Raw genomic sequence first — 23,202 nt, forward strand, 5'->3', positions numbered from 1 at the left:
TGGCGAATTTTCGCCAGTCCCTTTTTTGTTATTAAAATGTGGGGTTAACTACTAAGCTTTCTTGTTGACTAAAGTCCTCATCAGGGTACTTGTTGTGGAGTGCAGTGATTAAAAGATGCTTAGCAATTTCACCATTTCGAGTAAGGATCGGACCATGGAAATAGGAGCAATAAACTTCTTTATAGATGGCTCCTTCAGTGTGATCTTGACCATTATTACCGTGACCTGAAATCACTTTTCCAAGTGGTTGTTCGCCTTCTCCTAAGAAGGTCATTCCGTTGTGATTTTCAAAGCCGTGATATTCATCGCCAGTTTGTTCGTTTTTAATAGTGATGTCCCCGATAAAACGGTTATGATCCTGGCTAAGAGTATAATGGGGAAGGATACTTAATCCGGGAATCTTTTCACCATTAGCCCCAACGTAATATTTACCAAGTAATTGGTAACCGCCGCAGATTGCCAGAAGTGGTTTTTGATCATCAATAAACTTCTTAATTCCGGCATGCTTATTTGGTAAGTCCTTTGAAATAACGAATTGTTCATAGTCTTGACCGCCACCAAAAAGAGCAATGTCAAATTTTTTCGGATCAAATTCTTGACCAATACTAATAACCTTGACTTTGATATCAGCATCCATCTGTTTAGCGTAATAACGCAAGGCAATGATATTACCTACGTCACTATACGTGTTTAGGAGATTTCCGTATAAATGTGCAAGATTAAGATGATATTTTGCCATTAGTCCATTCCTCCCTTAATATAGCCCTTTTCAGCGAGTTGCTTTCGTAGCTGAAGAACAGCAGTATAAGTAGCTAGAATATAAACATGTTTTGTTGGCATTTCTTTAATTTTATCAATTACCTGAGTTAAGTCAGGCTCGTTCCACATATTGTCTACTCCCGCCATCTTAAGTCGTGTCGTGATATCCTTGTAACGTTCGCCACCAGTCATATATTGTGGAATATTATGTTTAACCAATTTTTCAAAGTCTCCATCCCATATCCAGCTAGTATCAATTCCGTCCGCGTAATTAGCATTAAGGAGAAAAGCAAAACTAAATGGTTGGGGATCAGTTTCAATCATATCAAGAACTTGGTTAAGACCAACGGGATTCTTAACCAAGATTAATGTAACTTCTTTACCATCTACGTTAATGACTTCTTGACGACCAAAGACTCGTTCATCAGATTCAAAGGCATCTTTGATTTGGGACTGGCTAACCCCAAGAAACCTTCCAAGAGCATAGGCAGCTAAGGCGTTGTAAATATTGTAAAGGCCACCAATGCCAATAGTGTATTGTTCGCCATCGAGTTCAAAGGTTGAACTAGTGGGCGTTAGGCGGTCAATCTTTGTGACAGCATATGTTAATTTAGGCCGCTCAAAGCCACAGTTTGGGCAGAAGTAATCGCCGAGGTTCGCGTAGGTCCGCATTCGATACTTTAAGATATGCTGACATTTGGGACAGAGAAGACCATCCGTATTAGCTGGAGCATCAAATGGCTCCTGGTGTTCATGGTTAAAGCCGTAATAAATAATTGGGTTAGGCAAATCTTGACTATTAAATAGCTGTTCGTCACCGTTAGCGATAATTGTTGCTTTAGGGGCAAGTTTAACCCCGTTAAGAATCTTCTTGTAGGTTGTGTAGATTTCACCGTAGCGATCCATTTGGTCACGGAAAATATTAGTGAAGATAAAAGCAATTGGTGTGATATACTTAGTAACTTTTACCACGTTTGCTTCATCGACTTCAAGAACTGCGAGTCCTTTTTTCTTTGGACGAGGGGCAGTAATAAAGGTGGTAACAATTCCTTGTTCCATGTTAGAACCAGTAGGGTTAGTTAACACCTGATCGTACTTTTCGCGAAGAACCCGAACGCTTAAAGAAGTAGTAAGGGTTTTTCCGTTAGTACCAGTAACAATTACTAAATCATATTTTTTACTGAATGCTTGGAGAATGTTAGGATCAAGCTTTAATGTTAATTTCCCGGGTAATGAACTACCACCATTCATAAAGGTATGGAGAAACCAATAGCTTGAACGACCAGCTGTTTCAGCAAGTGAACTGCGTAATGACATGTATTTAAAATCCTTTCACCGAAATTAGATTACGACTAATTTTAATCTTTAATTAGTTAAAAGAAAAGTGTTTCGGATTAATATTAAGAAACGATTAGTCGTCAGCTAAGTATTTAAATGAAAAATGCTTTCAGATATAATAGGTTTATCTATGTGTATAAAAAAGGAGTGCGAACTGTGGCGCAACTATTTTTTAAGTATGGCGCAATGAATTCTGGAAAATCCATTGATATTCTTAAGGTTGCTCATAACTATGAGGAACAAGGCAAGAAGGTTGTCTTGATGACAAGTGGTGTGGATGACCGATCAGGGATAGGGGTTATCGCAAGTCGGATTGGCCTTTCGCGAAAAGTTCAACCCGTAATGTTAGATACCAATATTTATGATTATGTTCGACAAATGGGTGAAAAGATTTATTGTGTTCTGATTGATGAAGCACAATTCTTAAAGAAAAAACATGTTCTTCAATTGATCAAAATTGTTGATGAACTTCACATTCCGGTAATGACGTTTGGCTTAAAAAATGATTTTAAAAATGAATTATTTGAAGGCTCAAAATATTTACTAATTTATGCTGACAAGATTGAAGAAATGAAGACAATCTGTTGGTTCTGTGGAAAAAAAGCAACGATGAACTTACGGGTTCATGATGGTCAACCGGTTTATGAAGGTAAACAGGTACAGATTGGTGGTAATGAATCATACTATCCGGTTTGTCGTTACCATTATTTCCATCCGGAAATACAGGAAAAGGGAGAGAGATAACCTATGGAAATGGCTGAAATTTTTGATAAGCTGCAGGCTGTGGCAGATCGATATGATGAATTAAACGAATTAATTAGTGATCCTGAAGTTATTGCTGACTCGCAACGGTTTATGAAACTTTCGAAAGAAGAGGGAAGTTTACGGGAAACGGTTGAAAAGTATAACGAATATAAAAAGGTTACGCAGACAATCGCTGATGATGAGGAAATGTTGCGGGAAAGTGATGATCCTGACTTAACGGCATTAACTAAGGATGAATTAAATAACGCTAAGGAACAACAAACTAGGCTAGAAAAGGAATTAGAGATCCTCTTGATTCCTAAAGATCCAAATGATGACAAGAACATTATTATGGAAATTCGGGGAGCTGCCGGTGGTGATGAAGCAAGTCTATTTGCCGCCGATCTTTATAATATGTATCTTCATTATGCAGAAAACCAAGGCTGGAAGGTTGAAGTTGTTGATAAAAGTGAAACCGAAGTTGGTGGCTTTAAGGAAATTGCCTTGATGATCACTGGTGATAAAGTTTATTCAAAGCTAAAGTTTGAAAATGGTGCGCACCGGGTTCAACGAGTTCCTGTTACCGAATCAGCTGGACGAGTTCATACTTCAACGGCGACTGTTGGGGTAATGCCGGAAGCAGAAGACGTTGACGTTGATATCGATCCAAAAGATATTCGGGTTGATGTTTACCGTTCAAGTGGTGCTGGTGGACAGCACGTTAACAAGACGTCATCAGCTGTCCGGATGACCCACCTACCAACAGGAATTGTTGTTGCAATGCAGGATGAACGTTCTCAGCAACAGAACCGTGCCAAAGCAATGCGAATTTTAAAGTCCCGGGTTTACGACTACTACCAACAAAAAGAACAAAGCGCATATGATGCTAAGCGGAAAGATGCTATTGGTACTGGGGATCGATCTGAACGAATTCGAACATATAATTATCCACAAAACCGGGTAACTGATCACCGGATTGGTTTAACATTGAATAAGCTTGATAAGATCGTGTCTGGTGATCTTGATGAAATCATTGAAGCGTTGATTGTGGCCGATCAAACCAAGAAGTTGGAACAATTACGAAATGAGTAGTCAAACTTATTTTGGGGCTCAACGTTGGGCAAAGGAGCAGGTAAGTCAAAGTGAGGTTGATCCGAATGCTCCACAATTTCTTCTTAAGGAACGGCACGGGTGGGATGATACTCACTTATTGGTACATAATCGAGAAGTAATGCCGACTGATGAATGGGAATGGTTTCAGCAAGCAGTTGAGCGGTTGTTAAATAGCGAACCTGCCCAGTATATTGTTGGAAGTGCGCCCTTTTATGGAAGAACATTCATGGTTAATCATAATGTCCTAATTCCAGAAGCTGAAACGGCAGAACTAGTTGATTGGGTTTTAGAAAAAATGCCATCAGAACCATTAAAAGTTCTTGATCTAGGAACGGGAAGTGGTGTAATTGGGATTACGTTGGCTCTCGAACGACCAGCATGGGAAGTGACCCTCAGTGATGTTTCTACAGCGGCACTCAGGGTTGCACAAAAGAATATGGAAAACTTTGAACTAAAGCTAAATCTAGTAAAGAGTGATTTGTTTGCTAATTTAGCTAACGAAAAGTATGATCTGATTGTTACTAATCCACCATATATTGCCATGGATGCTACGGATATGATGGATACTGCTGTTTTGAAGTTTGAGCCAGATTTAGCCCTTTTTGCAGACGAGAATGGTTTAGGCTTTTACCACCGCTTATTCAAAGAAGCGGCTGAACATTTAAATTTACATGGACAATTATTTGGTGAAACTGGTTTTGATCAAGAGAAATCAATTCAGAAATTGTTGAAGCAGGTAGATAGTGCTGCACAAATTGAGCCACGACATGATGTTGCTGGAAAAATGAGGATGATACACGTATGGGATTTTTCAAACGTAGGAGGAAATTAGAAAGAATGGATACAAGGATTTTCCATTTAGATGAAATTAATCAAGCAGCAAAAGCCATTCAAGAAGGCAAACTGGTTGCGTTCCCTACCGAAACTGTCTATGGATTAGGGGCAGACGCAACTAATGAAAAAGCAGTCAAAAATGTTTATTTGGCAAAAGGACGACCAAGTGATAATCCCTTGATTGTTCACGTTGCTTCAGTTGAGATGGTTGAAAAATACGCTAGTGAAATTCCAGAAAATGCGCGGAAGTTGATGACTAAGTTTTGGCCAGGCTCCCTTACTATCATTTTGAACATTAAAAAGGGAGTCCTTTCGAAGACTGTTACGGGTGGCCTTTCAACAGTTGCTTTTCGTTTTCCAGATTGTCAACCAACCCTTGATTTAATTAAGAAAGCGGGAGTTCCAATTGTTGGTCCTTCAGCTAATACGTCGGGGAAGCCCAGTCCGACGACCGCACAGCACGTTTATCATGATCTTCACGGTAAGATCGCGGGGATTATTGATAATGGTCCGACCCGGGTTGGAGTTGAATCAACAGTCCTCGATATGTCGACTAATCAGCCAGTTATTTTGCGACCAGGGGCAGTTACTAAGCACCAAATTGAAGATGTGATTGGTTCGATCGACTTGAATCATCATCATGTTGGTAAAAATGAAACACCGAAAGCACCCGGAATGAAGTACAAGCACTACGCTCCAAATGCGCAGGTTTATATTGTTGACGAGGGGACTGATTGGAAGCAGGTTGTTGACTGGATTAAGCAACAGCCATTCGATGTCGGGATGATGGCAGAAGAAAAGATCCTTCAGCAAGAGAGTTTGCCAATGAACGCTATTCAGTTTTCATTGGGTAAGAATGTTGCTGATGCGAGTGCTCGCTTATTTGACGGGCTTCGTCAATTTGATGACCAGCCTAATGTTAAGGCAATTGTAACCCAAGCTTTCCCGATAAAGGACCTAGGACGGGCATATATGAACCGACTAAATAAATCAGCTGGTGGCGAGCATTTTGCAATAAAATAAAAAAATACCTATTTATTTATTAAAATAGGCCTTTTTTTTGGTAAAATAGGAAAGAAATTTAAAGGAGTGTATTAGGCATGGGTAAATTTGAAGTGATGGATCACCCATTGATTCAACACAAATTAACAATGATTCGGGATAAGAACGTTGGGACTAAAGCTTTCCGTGAAACAGTTAAGGAAATCTCAACATTGATGGCGTATGAAGTTGCTCGCGATATGCCATTGAAGGACGTTGAAGTAGAAACACCAATTGCTAAGACCACTAAGAAGGAATTGGCAGGGAAGAAAGTTGCAATTATTCCAATTCTTCGTGCTGGTATCGGTATGGTTGATGGAATGACGGATCTTATTCCAGCGGCTAAGATTGGTTTTATTGGGATGTACCGTGATGAAGAAACCTTGAAGCCACACGAATACTTCGTTAAGTTACCAAATGATATTACTGAACGGCAACTGTTTATTGTTGATCCGATGTTAGCTACTGGTGGTTCAGCAATTATGGCAATTGAAGCGTTGAAGAAGCGTGGATGTTCCGAAAAGAACATGAAGTTTGCGTGCTTAGTTGCTGCTCCAGAAGGAGTTAAGGCTGTTCGTGAAGCCTACCCAGATGTTGATATTTATGCTGCTGGGCTTGATGATCATTTAAACGAGGATGGTTATATCGTTCCTGGATTAGGTGATGCTGGGGATCGGCTATTCGGTACAAAGTAAGTAATTAAAGAGGCTAAGAAAAACTTAGCCTCTTTGTTATTTTAAAGTTCATTAAACTAACAGTGGTACTGAGAACTGGTCAGTTACAGGAAATTCCCTTATAATAAATATAAACCGTTTTCTTTAAAGAGGGTAAACTGCTAAAATGACATTGAAAATGACAGGGACAGCGGCAAGTAATGGTGTAGGTATCGCACCAGTATATATTGTCGATAAACCAGATTTGAGTTTTGAAAAGCAACGGATTAGTGATTCATCTGCAGAGATTGAGCGATTTAAGAATGCTTTACTGGCAATTAGTGATGATCTTAAAGAACTAAAAGAAGCAGCGACAAAAAAATTGTCAAAAGATGAATTAGCGATCTTTGATGTTCATATTGAAATTTTAAACGATCCTGAAATGTTTAATCAAGTAATCACCCGGATTCGGAGCCAACGGATAAATGCTGAAACCGCTTTTGAAGAAGTTATTTCCCGGGTTATCCGTGAATTTGAATCAATGACGGGAAATAAGTACATGCAGGAACGGGCAACAGATTTTGCAAGTATTCGTGATCAAGTTCTTGCTAAGCTTGAAGGAAAGACCCTTCCTAACTTACGGGCTCTTGATCATCCGGTAATTGTAGTTGCTCATATGATTGGCCCATCAGATACATCCCAGATGAATGCTAAGTTTGTTAAGGGAATTGTGACTGAGGTGGGGGGACGAACAAGTCATGCAGCAATTATGGCTCGTTCTTTGCAAATTCCTGCAATTGTTGGTTGTAAGGGAATTGCCCACCAGGTAGAAAATGGGGAACGGGCAATAGTTGATGGTTTTTCGGGAACAACCATTATTGAGCCAACAACTAATCAAGTTAAGCATTTTCAGCAAATTGCTAGTCAATACGCTGCAGAAAAGCTTGAATGGGCAAAACTAGTTGACAGCCCATCCCTTACTAAGGATGGACAACGATTAACGATTTCCGCTAATATTGGTTCCTCAAATGATATTCCGGCAGCGGTTAATAATGGTGCAGATGAAATTGGCCTTTTTCGGACCGAATTTCTCTATATGAAGAGTGAACACTTACCAACAGAAGAAGAACAGCTGCAAGCATACAAAGAGGCTGTTGAAAGTCTTGGTGGGCGAACATTGGTGGTACGAACGCTTGATATTGGCGGAGATAAACCCTTAACGTTTATGCCACTACCCCATGAGTTAAACCCATTTTTAGGTTACCGGGCAATTCGGATTTCATTAGATCGCCCGCAAATGTTTCGCACCCAGCTTCGGGCTTTGATTCGGGCGTCCCAATTTGGCCGAATTAATATTATGTTCCCAATGATTACCACTCTTGAAGAATTACAAGCAGCTAAAAAGATTTATTATGAAGAGCGAAAAAAGCTTCGTCAAGATTACCCTAAAATTGGTGCAAACATTAAGTTAGGAATTATGATCGAAGTTCCCTTGGCTGCTTTGTATGCTGAAAGGTTGGCTAAGGAAGTTGACTTTTTCAGTATTGGGACAAATGATTTGATTCAATACTGCTTTGCTGCAGATCGGGGGAATGCTTCAGTTTCTTACCTTTATCAACCACTAAATCCCCCATTCTTAAAACTAATTGCCCACATAATCAAGTCGGGTCATCAACATAATACGACGGTTGCTATGTGTGGTGAAATGGCTGGTGATCGGCTTGCATTACCATTGTTAATGGGAATGGGATTAGATGAGTATTCAATGAGTGCTACATCTATTCTCCGCACTCGTTCAATGATGAGGGGGCTTAATATTAAGGAGTGTCAGCAGCTTTATCAACGTGCAGTTACAGAATGTGAAACAGCAACTCAAGTCCATGATTTAGTCGAGAAGTGGTTAATAGCTCATTAAAGAATCATTTAAAGAGGTTGCGATAAATATAAGATTTATCGTGCCACTTTTTTTGCTTTAAATGAATAGTAAGATAAACTATGATTGCAAACATGAGGAAGTGAATATCGTGACGTTCAAATGGTCGCGGCAAAAAACATATCTATTAATTGGAATGGCTATTTGCGGGATATTAGCAATGATTTTTGTTACTCACAATCAGCGGCTTTACCGCCAACCGATTGCTCGAGTTGTTAGAGTGACAAATGGAAAAGCTCAACGAACAGAGGATGAGTTTAAAAACGTTGATCATCAAACCGAACAGCAAATTACTGCAGTGTTGATGAATGGAAAGTATCGGGGGTCAAAAGTAACCATTAAGAACACCTTTAGTGACTCTCAGCCAATGGACCAGCAGTATCATATTGGGGATCAGCTCTTTCTTTCACAACTGGTAAAACATGGCGGTGGTTTAATAGCTAACCCAGCTGGACAAAAACGAGACACGGTAGTTGTTTTCCTTAGTTGGCTTGTTATTACGATCCTCCTTTTAACGATGGGGCGTGCCGGAACGTTTGCCCTAATCAGTGTGGTTTTTGATATCATTTTATTTATGATTGCTCTTGCCCTTGATCTTCATAATCAAGGAAACCATGCTTTATTAATCTTTTCGATCCTCGCTTTGATCTTTACAGCCGTTAGCCTGCTTCTGGTGTTAGGGCCGACGAAAAAGATGCTGGCAACTTTTGGGTCAACCATTGTGGGGACAACGATTGCAATTTTAGTAGGAGTCCTTGTATTATCCTTAACGAATAACCGGGGTGTTTACTATGAGTCAATGCAATATGTTACCCAAGTACCACGGCCGCTATTTATTGCCGAAATCCTGCTCGGTTCTTTAGGAGCAGTAATGGACGAGTCAAGTGATATTGTAGCGACGCTTTTTGAACTAAAACGAATTGATCCTAATGTTTCCCGAATGCAATTATTTATGTCAGGAAAAAGTGTTGGTAAATCAATTATGGGACCGCTTGTGAATGTTCTTTTTTTAATTTTTATGGCCGATACCTTTACCAATAGTTTGCTGTACTTGAAAAATGGAAATAGTTGGGGATATACGTTTAATATGAATATGAGTTTAGGAATGGTGCAGAGTTTAATTAGTGGGATTGGAATCGTTCTTGCCGTTCCAGCCGTTAGTGTATTTGGTTCATTATTATTGGGAAAGAGGAAGTAGAATGAGTTCAATCAATGCTTTAGGATTAGTACTACTTTTTGTAATGTTTCTTATTGGCGGTAAGCAAGGATTCCGGTCATTCGTTAGTTTGTTGCTCAATTTTTGCTTTCTCTTTTTTGGAATTGTTTTAATTGAATTCCATGTTCCCCCAATATTTGTTGCAGTGGTAATTGGGGTAATAATTTTATCAATTACGATCTTCATGGGTGAAGATGACTTACGAACAACGGTAACTGCTTTTTATGCTTCATTAATTGTTTTGACCATTCTTCTCTTTTTAATTTTCTTTATTAGTCACTGGGCAATGGTTCAAGGATTTGGAACAGAAGATAGTGATGATCTAGAAGGAATGTCGATTTTGATCGGGATTAGCTATTTGAAAGTGTCAGTAACGGCTATTGTTCTCAGTACTTTAGGGGCAATAGCTGAAGCCGCAATGGCTATTTCTGCAGGATTAACAGAAATCCTTGAAACTCACCCAGAGATTAGTAATTCACGACTAGTAGAGGGTGGAATGGGAATTGGACAACAGATTATTGGAACCACCCTGAATACTCTGTTTTTTGGTTGTTTTGGTGGTGTCCTTTCATTGTTTATTTGGTTTGCCGGACTTCACTATTCGTTCGGAACAATTATGAATAATAAGATTTTTGTGGCTGAATTAATTGAAGTTTTGATTTCATTCCTTGGTGTACTTCTAACTGTTCCCATTACTTCACTAGTAATGGTTAAGCGACGAAAACAAGTCATTGACAAAACGATAGAAACAAAGTAAACTAACAAACAAATATTAAAACCTTTAAAGGAGGTCCCGTGAGGCCTCAAAGGTGCGCAGAAAATACCCTACAAGATTATTGTAGTAGCATTAAAAGCAGCTTTGAGATCTCACTCGAAGCTGCTTTATTTTCTTAGGGGAGGGAAAGTATTCATGGCTCATCGTGATGATGTCGTTTTAGACGTTAATGAAAAGCCCAAAACAAGTCAGTGGATTGGGCTTTCACTTCAACACATGTTTTCCATGTTCGGTTCCACCGTCTTGGTACCGATTCTGGTTGGGTTAAATCCCGGCATTGCACTTTTTAGTTCTGGTGTTGGTACGTTAATGTACCTATTAATTACTAAGCATAAGATTCCAGCTTATATGGGATCAAGTTTCTCATTTGTTGTTCCAATGATGGCACTCATGAAGACAACAGGGTATCCAGGAATCGCGCAAGGAACAATTGCAGTTGGATGTGTTTATCTAATTGTTGCTTTGGTTGTTAGTTTAATTGGTTCTGACTGGATTGATAAGATTTTACCTCCAATTGTGGTTGGACCAGTTGTTGTTGTAATTGGTCTTTCCTTGGCAAGTACTGCTGCTAAAGATGCAACAATTAATTCTATAACCGGTAAATATGACTTGAAGTTCTTTGCGGTAGCAATGATTACAATGCTTTTAACGATCGCCTTTAACATGTACTTTAAAGGATTTATGGGTTTGATTCCAATCTTGATGGGGATTGTTTTTGGCTATATTGTTGCTTGCCTATTTGGGATAGTTGATTTTGCTCCCGTAGAAAAGGCACATTGGTTTAGCCTTCCTGCATTCCAAATTCCATTTATCAATTATCATCCCCAGTTTTATTGGGGGGCAATCTTGAGCATGGCACCCATTGCCTTTGTAACAATGACAGAACACCTTGGTCATATTATGGTGTTAAATGAGTTGACTGAACGAAACTACTTTAAGAATCCTGGCCTTAGTCATACATTGGCCGGGGATGGGACCGCATCAATTATTGCTGGATTTGTTGGTGGCCCCCCAGTTACCAGTTATGGTGAAAATATTGGTGTGATTGCGATCACCAAGGTTCAATCCGTTTACGTTATTGCTGGGGCAGCAGCCTTTGCGATCTTCTTCAGCTTTATCGGAAAACTTAGTGCGTTGATTGAAACGATTCCAATGCCTGTAATTGGTGGGATTTCCTTCCTGCTCTTTGGGGTAATTGCTTCTAGTGGGTTACGGGTAATGATTGAAGATCAGATTGATTTCAATAAAAAACGGAATTTGATGATTGCTTCAGCGATTCTTGTGATCGGGATTGGGAATGCCTACCTTCAATTAGGGCAATATCAATTCTCTGGTTTAGCAGTTGCTGCCGTCTTAGGAATCCTTTTAAACCTTGTTCTTCCACAGAAAGCTCGGAGCGAAAAAGAAATTGCGGCTAAGGTTAACCAAGCAAAATAAAATCTGAGTAAAGAGACTGGAAATCAATCCAGTCTCTTTAATACTTTAAAGATAAGTAATAATGTAATAGCAAACTAGCAGTTGAAGTGCTGAGAAATCGATATTTTAATAAATTGGTCAAGTTTTCCATTCATGTACGTGGAAGAATGATTAAAAAGCCATACTTGAAAATGAGCAAAAGACTGCTAAAAATAAGGCTTTATTAGCGTTTTGTTCCCCTAAAAAATTAGAAATTTTTTTGAATGTTCCCTCAAATGATGATATATTAATATTCGTATATTGGGCTAGTTCGTATGGTATACGACGTTCATCCAATTTACAGCCAAATTATTGTTATTAAGGAAAGAGGTGAAATATGAATGGGCGGTGATGCTTTTACTTTTAAGTTTCTTGGTTTAACTTTTAATGCGACAAACATTATTTCGGGCCTTGTTATTTATGCGATTGTATTCTTCGTGTTATTTGGCATGTCCCGCAAGATTCAAATGAAGCCTAAAGGGGCGCAAAATGTTTTGGAATGGTTGATTGACTTCACAAATGGAATTGTTCGTAGCCAGATGCCAAATGAAGAGACTGGACATTATAGTTTCTTTGCTTTTGTTCTCTTTGTCTTCATTTTCTTTGCAAACCAATTTGGGTTGATTTTTAACCTTAGTTGGAATAACCAAGAAATTCTTAGAAGTCCAACGGCGGATCCAGTTGTTACTTTAACATTCTCACTGATGGTAATCGTTTTGGCACACTTTGCGGGAATTGCAAACCAAGGCCTTGGTGGTTACTTGAAGGGGTATGTAAAGCCATTTGCATTGATGTTGCCAGTCAATATCATTGAAGAATTGGCTAACTTCTTAACTTTGGGTTTGCGGATCTTTGGTAACATTTTTGCCGGTGAATTGCTATTGAAGTTGGTTGCTGGAGTTGCCTTCTCACATGGTGCTTTGACAATCATTCCAGGATTCTTGCTTGAATTGCTTTGGCAAGGTTTCTCAGTATTTATCGGTTCAATTCAGGCATATGTTTTTGTAACATTAACGACGGTTTATATTTCTCGGAAGGTTTCCGAATAATAATCTATCTCTCAAGGAGGAATTTAAAAATGGCATTAGGAGCAATTGCTGCAGGACTCGCGGCTATGGGTGCCGCTATCGGTGGTGGTATCGGTGATGGTATCTTGATTGGACACACTGTTGACAGTATCGCACGGCAACCAGAATTACAAAGTAGATTACAAGCAACGATGTTTATTGGTGTTGGTTTGATTGAAGCCATGCCTATCATCGCTATTGTTATCGGTTTCCTTGTTATGAACAAGTAATTATTTTGATTAATAATTTTTATTTCACAGAACAAGGAGGTGTCAATAGATGTTTGTGAACAGTGTTTTAGCTGAATCTAATAGCTTATACGTTGGTGATTTGGTATTTTACATCGTTACTTTCATTATTCTGATGCTACTTATCAAGCACTTTGCTTGGAAGCCAGTTACAGATATGATGAAGAAGCGTGCAGATAAGATTGCTAGTGATATTGATAACGCTGCTAAATCACGTGAAAACGCTGAAAAGATGGCTGCTAAACGACAAGCTGAACTCCAGAACTCTCACCAAGAAGCTGCTGACATTATTAATAATGCTAAGAAGTCTGGTGAAGCTCAACGGGCTCAGATTGTTGAAACTGCACAAAATGACGCTCAAGCACTTAAACAACGCGCACAAGAAGATGCTAAACAAGCTCGTCGTGACGCGTTGAATGGTGCAAAGGATGACGTTGCAAACTTATCTATTGAGATTGCTTCCAAACTCATCCATAAAGAATTGAATGCGGATGATCAAAAAGAACTGATTGATTCGTATATTGAAGGGTTGGTAGATCATGAGTCTTGATAAGCAAACAGTTGCAAATCGTTATGCGAAGGCACTGTTCGAGTTGGTCGATGAAAACAATACACTCGATCAAACTTATCAAGAATTGACTGCTTTACGTCAAGTCTTTGAGGACAACGCTGCACTGGCCCCTGTATTATCAGGAGTCCAATTATCAATCAGTGAAAAGAAGTCCCTTATTGATGATTTGAAGAAAGGCTTTTCTCAACCGGTTTCAAATTTAATTCAAATGACTTTTGATTACGGCCGGATTAATGATCTAGTTGCAATCATTGATGAGTTTGAACGACGGTATGACGCTAAAATAAAACGTGTTCATGCTGACGTTGTTACAGCGATCCAACTTGATAAACAACAACGCGATCAACTTAAGGCTAAGCTAGCCCAACGTTTTGGTGCTAAGGAAGTTGTTCTTCATGAACAAGTTGATCCCGAAATTTTGGGCGGAGTTATTGTTCGTCTTAATAATAAGACATTAGATGGTAGCTTAAGTTCAAAAATTAAGCAGATTCGTCGTTTACTAGTTAGATAATAATCTTATTTCGAAGAGGTGAGACCTTTATGAGCATTAAAACTGAGGAAATCAGTTCACTCATCAAGAAGCAACTTGCCAACTATCAAGACAAGGTATCTGTCGAAGAAACGGGTACTGTTACCTATGTTGGTGATGGTGTTGCTCGTGCTGACGGCTTGGAAAATGCCATGGCTGGTGAGTTGCTCGAATTTAGTAACGGTGTTTACGGAATGGCACAAAACCTCGAAAGTAACGATGTTGGTATCGTTATTTTGGGAGATTTCTCTGGCATTCGTGAAGGTGATACCGTTAAGCGGACGGGTCGAATCATGGAAGTCCCCGTCGGCGATGCATTGTTAGGACGGGTTGTTGATTCACTTGGTCGTCCAATTGATGGACTTGGTGAAATCAAGACTGATAAGACACGTCCAATTGAAAAGAAGGCTCCAGGTGTTATGGAGCGAAAGAGTGTTAGTGAACCATTGCAAACTGGTATTAAGGTTATTGATGCTTTAGTACCAATTGGTCGTGGTCAGCGTGAGTTGATCATTGGTGACCGGAAGACTGGTAAGACTGCCATTGCATTGGATACCATCATTAACCAAAAGGGCAAGGACGTTATTTGTATTTACGTTGCAATTGGTCAAAAGGAATCAACTGTTCGTGCGAACGTTGAAACCTTACGTCGTTACGGAGCATTAGACTACACAATTGTTGTTTCAGCTAGTGCTTCTAACCCTGCACCAATGCTTTACATTGCCCCTTATGCTGGTGCTGCAATGGGTGAAGAGTTTATGTACGGTGGTAAGGATGTTCTGATTGTTTATGATGATCTTTCAAAGCAGGCCGATGCCTACCGTGAACTTTCATTAATTCTTCGTCGGCCTCCTGGTCGTGAAGCTTACCCTGGTGATATTTTCTATACTCACTCACGGTTACTGGAACGTGCTGCGCGGTTGTCTGATGATCTTGGTGGCGGTTCAATGACTGCATTACCAATTATTCAAACTCAGGCTGGTGACGTTTCTGCTTACATTCCAACCAACGTTATTTCAATTACTGATGGACAGATTTTCTTGAACGCTGATGAGTTCTATGCAGGTCAACGTCCAGCTATTGATGCTGGTACATCAGTTTCTCGGGTTGGTGGTGATGCCCAGATTAAGGCAATGAAGAAGGTTGCTGGGACATTACGTTTGGATATTGCGTCATATAACGAATTGGCTTCATTTGCCCAATTTGGTTCTGATTTGGATGAAGCAACCCAAGCTAAGTTGTCACGTGGTAAGCACACAATGGAACTTTTGAAGCAGGGCTTGCATCAACCGCAACCTGTTGAACAACAAGTTGTAACCTTGTTTGCCTTATCAAACGGGTTCGTTGATCAAATTCCAGTGGATGATGTTTTACGTTATGAAAGTGAACTTGCTACATTTATGCATGCTAATCACCAAGACCTTTATGACACGATTAAGTCAACTGGTAAATTACCAGAAGGTGACGACTTAAAGAATGCTGTTGCTGATTTTACAAAGTCATTTCAAACCAGCGATGACAAGAAGAAAGCCGCACAAGAAAATTAAGAATGACTAGTCGAAAGGACGGTGAGATTTAGTGCCAGCTTCACTTGCTGCTGTTAAGCATAAGATTGAATCCACGAAGAGCACGCGCCAGATTACTTCTGCCATGCAAATGGTTTCAACTGCAAAATTGAATCAAATTCAACATCATACTCAGACATATGAAGTATATGCTGAGAAGGTTAAGAATATGTTGTCCGATCTGGTTAAATCTCACAACGCATCTGCAGCTAGTGCCAGTCATGACGCCTATGCTGCGTTGTTTGAGAAGCGTCCAGTTAAGAAGACTGGAATTTTAGTTATTACATCTGATCGTGGCTTGGTTGGTAGTTACAATAACAATATTATCAAGCAAACTTTACAATTGATGACGGATAAGAATTTGACCGCTGAAAACACGGTATTCTTAACGGTTGGTAAAACAGGAACTGAATTTTTTAAGAAACGTGGGATGAACGTTGTCTACCAATATTCAGGAATCAGTGATGTACCAACCTTCCGTGAAGTTCATCAAATTGTGAAGACAGCAGTTCAGATGTATGACGATGCCGTATTCGATGAGATGTACCTGGTTTATAGCCACTATGTCAATCGAATTACGTCCCGAGTACGGGTTCATGATGTATTGCCAATTACGGCGGAATCATTGATGGATGATGAGAAAAAATCTGCTGAATCCAATAAGGATGAATCACCAATTACGGCGGAATACGAATTCGAACCTTCGGATACGGAAATTATTGCAGAACTTGTCTCACAATATGCTGAAAGTTTATTGTATGGGGCAATCCTTGATGCGAAGACATCCGAGCATTCTTCAAGTGCTAACGCTATGCGGTCTGCAACTGATAATGCTGATGACATTATTTCATCATTAGAATTGCAATATAACCGTGCTCGTCAAGCTGCGATTACCACTGAAATCACTGAAATTACTGGTGGTATGACAGCACAAGAATAAAATTTAACTGAGGAGGAAACAACATGAGTTCTGGTAAAGTTGTCCAAGTTGTCGGACCAGTTGTTGATATTGAGTTCCCCTTAGATGAAAAACTACCAGAGATTAACGACGCGTTAAAGATCAAGGAAAGTGATGACAAGACTTTGACTACCGAAGTTGCCCTTGAATTGGGTGACGGTGTAGTTCGGACGATTGCCATGGACGGTACTGATGGTCTTCAACGGGGAATGGAAGTCGAAAACACTGGCGCACCTATTAGTGTACCGGTTGGTGACGACACTCTGGGACGTGTTTTCAACGTTTTAGGTGAACCAGTTGATAATGGTCCTAAGTTTGGACCAGATGCAAAGCGGATGCCTATTCACCGTGATGCACCTAAGTATGATGAATTAAATAACAATACTGAAATCCTTGAAACTGGGATTAAGGTTATTGACTTGTTAGCACCATATGTTCGTGGTGGTAAAATTGGGTTATTCGGTGGTGCCGGTGTTGGTAAGACCGTTTTGATTCAGGAATTAATCCACAACATTGCTCAAGGTCACAATGGTATTTCTGTCTTCACAGGTGTTGGTGAACGGACCCGTGAAGGTAACGATATGTACTATGAAATGAAGGCTTCAGGAGTTCTCGAAAAGACTGCTATGGTTTATGGTCAGATGAACGAACCTCCTGGTGCTCGTATGCGGGTTGCCTTAACTGGATTGACTATTGCGGAATACTTCCGTGATGTAAAGGGTCAAGATGTACTATTGTTCATCGATAATATTTTCCGGTTTACTCAGGCTGGTTCAGAAGTTTCTGCCCTCTTGGGACGGATTCCTTCTGCTGTTGGTTACCAGCCAACGTTAGCTACTGAAATGGGTCAATTGCAGGAACGGATTACTTCTACTAAGAAGGGTTCAATTACTTCAATTCAAGCTGTTTATGTTCCAGCCGATGACTACACCGACCCTGCTCCAGCAACGACATTCGCTCACTTGGATGCCACCACTAACTTGGAACGGCGGTTAACGCAAATTGGTATTTACCCAGCCGTTGACCCATTAGCTTCAACTTCTACAGCGTTAACTCCTGAAATTGTTGGTAAGGAACACTATGAAGTTGCTACTGAAGTTCAACATGTTTTGCAACGGTACCATGAATTACAAGATATCATTTCAATCCTTGGGATGGATGAATTATCCGATGATGAAAAGGTTATCGTTGCTCGTGCTCGGCGGATTCAAAACTTCCTATCACAAAGTTTCAGTGTTGCCGAACAATTTACTGGTACGCCAGGTAAGTATGTTCCGTTAAAGGATACTATTAAAGGATTTAAGGGTATTCTTGAGGGTAAGTACGATGACTTACCAGAAGAAGCATTCCGGTTGGTTGGTACAATCGACGATGCTGTTGAAAAAGCTAAGAAAATGAAGGCTGATGCTGCTAAAGAATCTGCAGATTAGGAGGGATAATTATGGCTGATACTAAGTTTAAAGTCACCATTATCACTCCAGATGGTACGGTTTATGATAATGATAATGCCACGATGATTGTTATGAACACTGCTAGTGGTCAAATGGGGATCATGGCTAATCACGTACCTGTATTGGCATCATTATTAATTAGTGAGTTGCGAATCAAGCATGAAGAGGGTACTGACGAAATTGCTGCTGTTAACGGTGGGATCATGCAATTTGATGGTCACACAGCCCTAATTACAGCAGACAGTGCTGAGATGCCAGAAAAGATTGACGTCGAGCGTGCCCAACATGCGGTAGATCGTGCTAAAGAAGAAATTCAGAAGGCAAAGAAAGCTCATAAGCAAAATGATCTCGCTCGGGCTGAGGTTCATTTGAAACGGGCTGTTAACCGTCTGAAAGTTTCTAAGTTCAAACATAAGTAACTGATTTTTAACAAAGTAAAAAGGGTATTTAATGAGCTTTATCTCATTAAATATCCTTTTTTGATTATTAACATAGTCTAAAGGTTGTTAATGATGACTGATCACCGTTGAGTTGGTATGATAAGATTGTAGTTGGTTTTAAAGAAGGTGAAATTGGTGCAAATGTCTGGAATAAAAGCTTTAGTAGAAATAGTTATCCAACTCGGAATGATCTGGTTAACGTTTACCGCAATTCAGGGATTTCGACTTGAACGATTCTTTCGTCAACCACCGAAAACATTACCGTTAGCCATTGTCTTACTTTCTACAGCTATTGGTTACTTATGTGCCAATTTCTTTATTGGATTTATTAATGCGGTTAGCCAACTACCCGGTTTATTGCGTTGATTTAATAAGGAGTAAGTTATGGAAAAGATAATTATTAAGGGTGGTCATCGTTTGTTGGGGCGCGTCGCCGTTGAAGGAGCAAAAAATGCTGTCTTGCCACTTCAAGCAGCTAGTATTCTTGCTTCTACCGGAACTTTTCATTTAACTAATGTTCCGGTATTATCAGATGTCCTAATGATGAATGAATTATTAAAATTCTTAAATATTCGGGTTCAATTTGATCAAGAAAAACATACTATTAATTTGAATGCGAGTTCAAAGCTTTCTTCAGAGGCACCCTTTCAATACGTAAGTAAAATGCGTGCTTCGATGGTGGTAATGGGACCATTGTTAGCAAGAACTGGTTATGCGAAAATTGCGCTCCCTGGTGGTTGTGCGATTGGTTCGCGGCCAATTGATCTTCACCTTAAGGGACTACGCCAGCTTGGGGCGACGATTGAACAACATGATGGATATATTGAAGCACATGCAGATCGCCTAGTTGGGGCAAACATTTACCTCGACTTCCCAAGCGTTGGCGCAACGCAAAATGTTATGATGGCAGCAACTTTAGCTGAGGGAATCACAACGATTGAAAATTGTGCTCGTGAGCCGGAAATTGTTGATTTGGCAAATGCCCTAAATAAAATGGGAGCACGAGTTCATGGTGCTGGAACCGATGTTATTCGTATTCAAGGGGTTAATTTTCTCCATGGTTGTGATTATCGGGTAATGTCTGACCGAATTGAAGCCGGAACATTTATGATTGCTGCTGCTGCGACTAATGGTGATGTGGTCGTTGAGAACGCAGAAAGTAAGTATAATGAACCACTAATTGCTAAGCTACAGGATATGGGAGTGACGGTAGTTGATCAAGATGACGGGATCCGTGTTCTTGGTACCTCAGTCTTGCTACCATCAGCGGTCCAAACAGCGCCTTATCCTGGTTTTCCAACTGATTTACAGCCACAGATGACCGTTCTACAATTATTAGCAAACGGGACAAGTACAATGAATGAAACGGTCTTTGAGAAAAGATTTATGCATCTTGAAGAATTACGGCGGATGAATGCTGATTATCAAATCAAAAACTCGACTGCGGCATTAAGTGGTCCAACTAAATTTAGTGGGGCAGAAGTTGCTGCCACCGATTTACGTGCTGGAGCTGCTTTAGTAATCGCTGGATTAGTTGCTCAAGGAATTACTCAAGTACGAAATTTGAAATACCTTGACCGAGGATATTATCATTTTCATCAAAAATTAGCCCAGCTCGGTGCGCAAATTGACCGAATTAATATTGATGACCAGATCGAACTAAAGCCAGAGGAAACCGTCAACCATACCGAACGTAGTTAGTATTTTTCAATTATGTGGTATAATTACCAACGTTATTATAATGATTTGGCCGGAAGGAGAAATTACATAAATGGCAAAGGATATCGGAATCGATTTAGGAACTGCAAACGTCCTAATTTATGTTCAAGGCAAGGGAATCGTCTTGAACGAACCTTCAGTTGTTGCGATTGATACGCAAACTAATAAAGTTTTAGCTGTTGGCTCAGAAGCATATCGAATGGTTGGACGGACGCCAAGTAATATTCGGGCTATTCGTCCATTGAAGAATGGTGTTATTTCCGACTTCGATGTTACCCAAGAAATGCTTTCGTACTTTATCGGCAAATTAAGCGTTAAGGGCTTTATGTCTAAACCAGATATTATGATCTGTGCCCCTACAAACATTACTGAAATTGAACGAAAAGCGATTATTCAAGCAGCTGAGCAGTCCGGTGGGGGTAAGGTTTACCTTGAATACGAGCCTAAGGTAGCCGCAATCGGTGCTGGTCTTGATATCTTTAAGCCACGCGGTAGTATGGTGATTGACATGGGTGGTGGTACCAGTGATATTGCTATCCTTTCCTTAGGTGATATTGTTGCTAGTCAATCTATTCGGATGGCTGGTGATAAGTTGAATAATGATATTACTGCTTATATTAAGGATCACCACGGCTTAATTATTGGTGAACATACTGCCGAACAAATTAAGATGGAAATTGGGACAGCCTTACCTGTTGACGAACCACAGAAGATGGAGGTCCGTGGTCGTGATGTTGCTACTGGAATGCCCAAGCAAATCACCACTGATGAAAACGAGATCGAAGAGGCAATTCACGGGACACTTGAACAAATCGTTAAAGCAACGGTTAGCGTTTTAGAAACAATCCCACCTGAGTTGGCTAGTGATATTATTGATCGTGGTATCATGTTAACGGGGGGAACTTCCCTTCTTAAAGGAATCGATCAACTCTTTAGTGATCAATTAAAAGTTCCCGTTGTCGTTTCTCAGGATCCTCTTGATAATGTTGCCAAGGGTGCTGGTGAAATGCTTGAACGGATGCAAAAGACCGATAACAGTAAAAAGAGTAAGAAGTAATGGTTAAGCTCGTAAGTCGAATGATTCTATGGTATCAACGAAACATATCGGCAAAGCGACCACTTAAAATTTGTCGGTATTATCCCTCTTGTTCAGAATATACGTTGGAAGCAATTCAACGTTTTGGAATGAAGGGGATATTACTTGGAATTGTAAGGCTATTGCGGTGTCAACCATTTGCGCGGGGTGGCTATGATCCAGTTCCAGCAAAATTTACTTTCCATCGAGTTATGAAATAATAAAGGTGAAAAAGTGGCAAGAAAAGATAAAAAAATTGAAGTTAATGTAAAAGATATTGAACGTCGCCATCAACCAGTTCAACAAGTTTTTATTGGTAAACGATTGGTTGGTGAAGTATTGGCAGATGGTAATCGTTTTAAGGCTCTCCTAACTGCTGACGAAAGTGAATTTTATGTTCACTCCCAAGAAGAGGGACTTGAAGTCGTATTACAGCAGTATCATTTACATCAAGGATAATGCGATGCAGTAGCGTTGCCCAAATCTCAAAAAAGGAGTTAAAGAATGCAACGTTCTCAAAGTGATGATGAAAGCCGAATTGATTGGGGAATTATATTCTGTGTCTTGCTATTAGCATTAATTGGTTTAGCGTCAATTTATGTGGCTGCTGTCCATGATACTGGTGGTTCGACGAGTGTGATGCGGCAAGTAGTGAGTCAGTTGATTTGGTATATTATTGGGATAATTCTAGTTGTTGTAATTATGCAGTTCGATTCTGAACAACTATGGAAGGTTGCACCACTAGCGTACTGGGTTGGAATATTTTTGATGTTTGCGATTCTAGTGTTCTATAGTCGCGCATACTATGCTAATACGGGAGCTAAAAGTTGGTTTGCAATTGGTCCATTCACGTTTCAGCCATCGGAAATCATGAAACCGGCTTATATTTTAATGATGGGGCGGGTAATTACAACTCATAATAATCGGTATAATGTTCATACCGTTAGATCTGATTGGCGATTAATTGGGACGATGTTCCTCTGGTTATTACCAATTTTAATTTCATTGAAGTTACAAAATGATTTTGGGACAGGACTTGTCTTCTTTGCAATTTTCAGCGGGATGGTTCTTGTTTCAGGTGTTACATGGCGGATCATTGCGCCAACTGCGATTGCGTTGGCTGTAATTGGAGGTTCGGCATTAGCAATGGTTACTAGTTCGATTGGACGGACAATTCTGGAGCATGTTGGTTTCCAGGCTTACCAATTTGACCGTGTTGATACTTGGCTTCATCCGGAACAAGATACCAGTAACCAGGGATACCAACTATGGCAAAGTATTAAGGCAGTTGGTTCAGGTGGTATTACCGGGACCGGATTCAATAATTCCAAGGTTTATGTACCTGTTCGTGAATCTGATATGATTTTCTCTGTTATTGGTGAAAACTTTGGCTTTATTGGAAGTGCATTGCTAATTTTGCTTTATCTGTTATTAATCTACCTCATGATCCGGGTTACGTTTGATACCAGGAACGAATTCTATGCATATATTTCGACTGGTGTTATTATGATGATTTTATTCCACGTTTTTGAAAATATTGGGATGAATATTGGATTACTACCACTAACAGGGATTCCGTTACCATTTATCAGCGCTGGAGGCTCCTCACTAATTGGTAATTTAATTGGAATCGGGATGGTAATGTCGATGAGATATCACCATCACTCTTACATGTTTAGTAGTAATAAGGAATTCAGGTAAGTGGGGTGTTATGGAAG

The 23,202-nt window shown here is 39.9% G+C and carries 25 protein-coding genes; 23 read left to right on the forward strand and 2 right to left on the reverse strand.

Features of this window, described 5'->3' with window-relative positions:
• Positions 1 to 31: 31 nt before the first annotated feature.
• Positions 32 to 739, reverse strand: coding sequence for a type 1 glutamine amidotransferase (locus tag H5R64_RS04310; RefSeq protein WP_182580644.1), 708 nt, complete (start codon positions 737 to 739; stop codon positions 32 to 34).
• Positions 739 to 2,076, reverse strand: coding sequence for a Mur ligase family protein (locus H5R64_RS04315; protein WP_182580643.1), 1,338 nt, complete (start codon positions 2,074 to 2,076; stop codon positions 739 to 741). Before H5R64_RS04315 ends, H5R64_RS04310 begins: the two co-directional genes overlap by 1 nt.
• A gap of 177 nt (positions 2,077 to 2,253) precedes the next feature.
• Between H5R64_RS04315 and H5R64_RS04320 the strand changes: the two genes are divergently transcribed.
• The 23 genes from H5R64_RS04320 (at position 2,254) to H5R64_RS04430 (ending at position 23,185) form a co-directional block, all read left to right on the forward strand.
• Entirely contained in the window at positions 2,254 to 2,841 is a 588-nt protein-coding gene (locus H5R64_RS04320) for a thymidine kinase (protein WP_182580642.1), read from the forward strand.
• Between the two features lie 9 nt (positions 2,842 to 2,850).
• On the forward strand, positions 2,851 to 3,933 hold the full coding sequence (gene prfA, locus H5R64_RS04325) for a peptide chain release factor 1 (protein WP_182580663.1): 1,083 nt from the start codon (positions 2,851 to 2,853) through the stop codon (positions 3,931 to 3,933).
• Positions 3,926 to 4,786, forward strand: coding sequence for a peptide chain release factor N(5)-glutamine methyltransferase (prmC, locus tag H5R64_RS04330; protein WP_182580641.1), 861 nt, complete (start codon positions 3,926 to 3,928; stop codon positions 4,784 to 4,786). The genes prfA and prmC overlap by 8 nt, the downstream gene beginning before the upstream one ends.
• A gap of 5 nt (positions 4,787 to 4,791) precedes the next feature.
• Entirely contained in the window at positions 4,792 to 5,811 is a 1,020-nt protein-coding gene (locus tag H5R64_RS04335) for an L-threonylcarbamoyladenylate synthase (protein WP_182580640.1), read from the forward strand.
• Between the two features lie 77 nt (positions 5,812 to 5,888).
• Complete coding sequence (gene upp, locus H5R64_RS04340; RefSeq protein ID WP_182580639.1) at positions 5,889 to 6,524, forward strand: uracil phosphoribosyltransferase; 636 nt, start codon at positions 5,889 to 5,891, stop codon at positions 6,522 to 6,524.
• Positions 6,525 to 6,669: 145 nt separating this feature from the next.
• Positions 6,670 to 8,397 carry a phosphoenolpyruvate--protein phosphotransferase gene (ptsP, locus tag H5R64_RS04345; RefSeq protein ID WP_182582930.1) on the forward strand — a complete coding sequence of 576 codons (1,728 nt, stop codon included), beginning with the start codon at positions 6,670 to 6,672 and terminating at the stop codon, positions 8,395 to 8,397.
• 106 nt (positions 8,398 to 8,503) lie between these two features.
• Positions 8,504 to 9,613 carry a YibE/F family protein gene (locus H5R64_RS04350; RefSeq protein WP_182580674.1) on the forward strand — a complete coding sequence of 370 codons (1,110 nt, stop codon included), beginning with the start codon at positions 8,504 to 8,506 and terminating at the stop codon, positions 9,611 to 9,613.
• Position 9,614: 1 nt separating this feature from the next.
• Positions 9,615 to 10,388, forward strand: coding sequence for a YibE/F family protein (locus H5R64_RS04355; protein WP_182580672.1), 774 nt, complete (start codon positions 9,615 to 9,617; stop codon positions 10,386 to 10,388).
• Between the two features lie 153 nt (positions 10,389 to 10,541).
• Complete coding sequence (locus H5R64_RS04360) at positions 10,542 to 11,843, forward strand: solute carrier family 23 protein (RefSeq protein ID WP_182580671.1); 1,302 nt, start codon at positions 10,542 to 10,544, stop codon at positions 11,841 to 11,843.
• 359 nt (positions 11,844 to 12,202) lie between these two features.
• The gene (gene atpB, locus H5R64_RS04365) at positions 12,203 to 12,910 is read left to right on the forward strand and encodes a F0F1 ATP synthase subunit A (RefSeq protein ID WP_182580670.1); all 708 of its coding nucleotides are present in this window, start codon (positions 12,203 to 12,205) and stop codon (positions 12,908 to 12,910) included.
• A gap of 29 nt (positions 12,911 to 12,939) precedes the next feature.
• A complete protein-coding gene (gene atpE / locus H5R64_RS04370; protein ID WP_003666561.1) occupies positions 12,940 to 13,158 on the forward strand; it encodes a F0F1 ATP synthase subunit C in 219 nt (72 codons plus the stop codon).
• Positions 13,159 to 13,207: 49 nt separating this feature from the next.
• Positions 13,208 to 13,726 (forward strand): F0F1 ATP synthase subunit B, encoded by a 519-nt coding sequence (gene atpF, locus H5R64_RS04375; protein ID WP_182580669.1) that lies wholly within the window; start codon positions 13,208 to 13,210, stop codon positions 13,724 to 13,726.
• Entirely contained in the window at positions 13,716 to 14,258 is a 543-nt protein-coding gene (gene atpH / locus H5R64_RS04380; RefSeq protein ID WP_182582932.1) for an ATP synthase F1 subunit delta, read from the forward strand. The genes atpF and atpH overlap by 11 nt, the downstream gene beginning before the upstream one ends.
• Before the next feature lie 29 nt (positions 14,259 to 14,287).
• Entirely contained in the window at positions 14,288 to 15,823 is a 1,536-nt protein-coding gene (gene atpA / locus H5R64_RS04385) for a F0F1 ATP synthase subunit alpha (protein WP_182580667.1), read from the forward strand.
• A 31-nt stretch (positions 15,824 to 15,854) separates the two neighbouring features.
• Positions 15,855 to 16,781, forward strand: coding sequence for a F0F1 ATP synthase subunit gamma (locus tag H5R64_RS04390; protein WP_182580666.1), 927 nt, complete (start codon positions 15,855 to 15,857; stop codon positions 16,779 to 16,781).
• A gap of 23 nt (positions 16,782 to 16,804) precedes the next feature.
• Positions 16,805 to 18,229 carry a F0F1 ATP synthase subunit beta gene (gene atpD, locus H5R64_RS04395; protein ID WP_182580665.1) on the forward strand — a complete coding sequence of 475 codons (1,425 nt, stop codon included), beginning with the start codon at positions 16,805 to 16,807 and terminating at the stop codon, positions 18,227 to 18,229.
• 11 nt (positions 18,230 to 18,240) lie between these two features.
• Positions 18,241 to 18,669 (forward strand): F0F1 ATP synthase subunit epsilon, encoded by a 429-nt coding sequence (locus H5R64_RS04400; RefSeq protein WP_182580664.1) that lies wholly within the window; start codon positions 18,241 to 18,243, stop codon positions 18,667 to 18,669.
• Between the two features lie 162 nt (positions 18,670 to 18,831).
• On the forward strand, positions 18,832 to 19,056 hold the full coding sequence (locus tag H5R64_RS04405) for a DUF1146 family protein (protein WP_220476732.1): 225 nt from the start codon (positions 18,832 to 18,834) through the stop codon (positions 19,054 to 19,056).
• Positions 19,057 to 19,074: 18 nt separating this feature from the next.
• Positions 19,075 to 20,391, forward strand: coding sequence for a UDP-N-acetylglucosamine 1-carboxyvinyltransferase (murA, locus tag H5R64_RS04410; protein WP_182582934.1), 1,317 nt, complete (start codon positions 19,075 to 19,077; stop codon positions 20,389 to 20,391).
• Between the two features lie 70 nt (positions 20,392 to 20,461).
• On the forward strand, positions 20,462 to 21,466 hold the full coding sequence (gene mreB / locus H5R64_RS04415) for a rod shape-determining protein (protein ID WP_182582936.1): 1,005 nt from the start codon (positions 20,462 to 20,464) through the stop codon (positions 21,464 to 21,466).
• Complete coding sequence (gene yidD / locus H5R64_RS04420; protein ID WP_182580628.1) at positions 21,466 to 21,705, forward strand: membrane protein insertion efficiency factor YidD; 240 nt, start codon at positions 21,466 to 21,468, stop codon at positions 21,703 to 21,705. The genes mreB and yidD overlap by 1 nt, the downstream gene beginning before the upstream one ends.
• 13 nt (positions 21,706 to 21,718) lie before the next feature.
• Positions 21,719 to 21,943: a DUF2969 domain-containing protein gene (locus H5R64_RS04425; protein WP_182580627.1), complete on the forward strand. Its 225-nt coding sequence runs from the start codon at positions 21,719 to 21,721 to the stop codon at positions 21,941 to 21,943.
• A 45-nt stretch (positions 21,944 to 21,988) separates the two neighbouring features.
• Positions 21,989 to 23,185: an FtsW/RodA/SpoVE family cell cycle protein gene (locus H5R64_RS04430; protein WP_182580626.1), complete on the forward strand. Its 1,197-nt coding sequence runs from the start codon at positions 21,989 to 21,991 to the stop codon at positions 23,183 to 23,185.
• Positions 23,186 to 23,202 lie beyond the last annotated feature (17 nt).

The sequence above is a fragment of the Limosilactobacillus fastidiosus genome (assembly GCF_014145505.1).
Lineage (GTDB): Bacteria > Bacillota > Bacilli > Lactobacillales > Lactobacillaceae > Limosilactobacillus > Limosilactobacillus fastidiosus.

What these genes read in the sequence shown, in the direction of transcription:
- H5R64_RS04310 (WP_182580644.1), bottom strand. Translation starts at nt 739, where the DNA reads ATGGCAAAATATCATCTTAATCTTGCACATTTATACGGAAATCTCCTA.
- H5R64_RS04315 (WP_182580643.1), bottom strand. Translation starts at nt 2,076, where the DNA reads ATGTCATTACGCAGTTCACTTGCTGAAACAGCTGGTCGTTCAAGCTAT.
- prfA (WP_182580663.1), top strand. Translation starts at nt 2,851, where the DNA reads ATGGCTGAAATTTTTGATAAGCTGCAGGCTGTGGCAGATCGATATGAT.
- prmC (WP_182580641.1), top strand. Translation starts at nt 3,926, where the DNA reads ATGAGTAGTCAAACTTATTTTGGGGCTCAACGTTGGGCAAAGGAGCAG.
- H5R64_RS04335 (WP_182580640.1), top strand. Translation starts at nt 4,792, where the DNA reads ATGGATACAAGGATTTTCCATTTAGATGAAATTAATCAAGCAGCAAAA.
- upp (WP_182580639.1), top strand. Translation starts at nt 5,889, where the DNA reads ATGGGTAAATTTGAAGTGATGGATCACCCATTGATTCAACACAAATTA.
- ptsP (WP_182582930.1), top strand. Translation starts at nt 6,670, where the DNA reads ATGACATTGAAAATGACAGGGACAGCGGCAAGTAATGGTGTAGGTATC.
- H5R64_RS04355 (WP_182580672.1), top strand. Translation starts at nt 9,615, where the DNA reads ATGAGTTCAATCAATGCTTTAGGATTAGTACTACTTTTTGTAATGTTT.
- H5R64_RS04360 (WP_182580671.1), top strand. Translation starts at nt 10,542, where the DNA reads ATGGCTCATCGTGATGATGTCGTTTTAGACGTTAATGAAAAGCCCAAA.
- atpB (WP_182580670.1), top strand. Translation starts at nt 12,203, where the DNA reads ATGGGCGGTGATGCTTTTACTTTTAAGTTTCTTGGTTTAACTTTTAAT.
- atpE (WP_003666561.1), top strand. Translation starts at nt 12,940, where the DNA reads ATGGCATTAGGAGCAATTGCTGCAGGACTCGCGGCTATGGGTGCCGCT.
- atpF (WP_182580669.1), top strand. Translation starts at nt 13,208, where the DNA reads ATGTTTGTGAACAGTGTTTTAGCTGAATCTAATAGCTTATACGTTGGT.
- atpH (WP_182582932.1), top strand. Translation starts at nt 13,716, where the DNA reads ATGAGTCTTGATAAGCAAACAGTTGCAAATCGTTATGCGAAGGCACTG.
- atpA (WP_182580667.1), top strand. Translation starts at nt 14,288, where the DNA reads ATGAGCATTAAAACTGAGGAAATCAGTTCACTCATCAAGAAGCAACTT.
- atpD (WP_182580665.1), top strand. Translation starts at nt 16,805, where the DNA reads ATGAGTTCTGGTAAAGTTGTCCAAGTTGTCGGACCAGTTGTTGATATT.
- H5R64_RS04400 (WP_182580664.1), top strand. Translation starts at nt 18,241, where the DNA reads ATGGCTGATACTAAGTTTAAAGTCACCATTATCACTCCAGATGGTACG.
- H5R64_RS04405 (WP_220476732.1), top strand. Translation starts at nt 18,832, where the DNA reads ATGTCTGGAATAAAAGCTTTAGTAGAAATAGTTATCCAACTCGGAATG.
- murA (WP_182582934.1), top strand. Translation starts at nt 19,075, where the DNA reads ATGGAAAAGATAATTATTAAGGGTGGTCATCGTTTGTTGGGGCGCGTC.
- mreB (WP_182582936.1), top strand. Translation starts at nt 20,462, where the DNA reads ATGGCAAAGGATATCGGAATCGATTTAGGAACTGCAAACGTCCTAATT.
- yidD (WP_182580628.1), top strand. Translation starts at nt 21,466, where the DNA reads ATGGTTAAGCTCGTAAGTCGAATGATTCTATGGTATCAACGAAACATA.
- H5R64_RS04430 (WP_182580626.1), top strand. Translation starts at nt 21,989, where the DNA reads ATGCAACGTTCTCAAAGTGATGATGAAAGCCGAATTGATTGGGGAATT.